Origin of the sequence: Photobacterium sanguinicancri (genome assembly GCF_002265265.1) — a bacterium.
GTDB classification, from domain to species: domain Bacteria; phylum Pseudomonadota; class Gammaproteobacteria; order Enterobacterales; family Vibrionaceae; genus Photobacterium; species Photobacterium sanguinicancri.
This window is the reverse complement of record NZ_NOIF01000376.1, coordinates 1-1,099: the sequence shown is the minus strand read 5'-3', so window position 1 is coordinate 1,099 and position 1,099 is coordinate 1. Positions and strand designations below refer to the sequence as shown.

Sequence of the window (1,099 nt, the reverse complement as noted above, 5' to 3'; positions counted from 1 at the left end):
CCTTTAGTTCAGTTGGTAGAACGGCGGACTGTTAATCCGTATGTCGCAAGTTCAAGTCTTGCAAGGGGAGCCAAATTATCTAGGTTATCCTAGAGTGAAAAAGCCTCATCTTCGGATGAGGCTTTTTTGTATCTGCAATTTATCAGCCCATTCACACCACTCACCCACTTTTTATTCACACCAACATCCACCATTAGCGACTCAGAACAAAATATCATGATGTCTTTTCGCGTTAGCTATTCTTCGTCTAGTGTTAACAATGTCACTCAGTAAAAGGACGATATATGCTCACCTTGTACGGATACCCTCGTAGTCGGTCATTACGTGTTTCATGGCTATTGGAAGAGCTAGGGCTAGATTGGCAATATCACTTGGTTAACCTTCCGCAAGGCGAACAAAAAACGACAGACTATTTACAGCATAATGTTGAAGGCAAAGTCCCCACTCTGATCGACAACGATCTCACGCTATGCGAATCAACCGCAATTTGTTTGTATCTTGCTGAACGTTATGGTCCACACTGGCTGCCGCATCAATCCCTGCAACAACAAGCTCGCCATCATCAATGGATCAGTTTTATTATCACCGAGCTAGAACAACCTTTGTGGAGCATAGGGAAGCATCGCTATGCCCTACCAGAACCGATTCGTTTACCCGAAATGCAAGCCGTCGCCAGTTGGGAATTTAAGAAAGCCATTAATGTTGCCTCACATTGGCTCCCTGAGAGTGATTATTTATTTGGTAACCTGCCCACCGTTGCCGATCTTATTTTGACCCAAACCTTGAACTGGGCAACGGCCTTCAAACAGAAACTTCCTGCGAATATCGAAAAATACCGCCTTTTTGTGTCACAACGCCCGGCTTTAATGCGTGCGCTGCTCAAAGAGCAACAGGCCCTTCCAACCTAAAAAAAACGCATTACGGGGTACTTTCTAATCAATCAGAGCAAAAAAACCAAAGTTAAGCGATAGATTGAAAAAAATCGTTGACGACAAAGCCGAAAACCTTTTTAATGCGCTCCGTTGCCTCGATAGCTCAGTCGGTAGAGCAGAGGATTGAAAATCCTCGTGTCGGTGGTTCGATTCCGCCTCGAGGCACC

The 1,099-nt window shown here is 44.9% G+C and carries 1 protein-coding gene and 1 tRNA gene; both read left to right on the top strand.

Features of this window, described 5'->3' with window-relative positions; genetic code table 11:
* Window positions 1–284: 284 nt before the first annotated feature.
* Window positions 285–908: a glutathione S-transferase family protein gene (locus ASV53_RS24115; protein ID WP_094959005.1), complete on the top strand. Its 624-nt coding sequence runs from the start codon at window positions 285–287 to the stop codon at window positions 906–908.
* A 116-nt stretch (window positions 909–1,024) separates the two neighbouring features.
* A tRNA-Phe gene (locus ASV53_RS24110) sits at window positions 1,025–1,097 on the top strand.
* Window positions 1,098–1,099: the final 2 nt, after the last annotated feature.

Coding starts and splice junctions, on each gene's coding strand:
- ASV53_RS24115 (WP_094959005.1), top strand. CDS start 285: ATGCTCACCTTGTACGGATACCCTCGTAGTCGGTCATTACGTGTTTCA.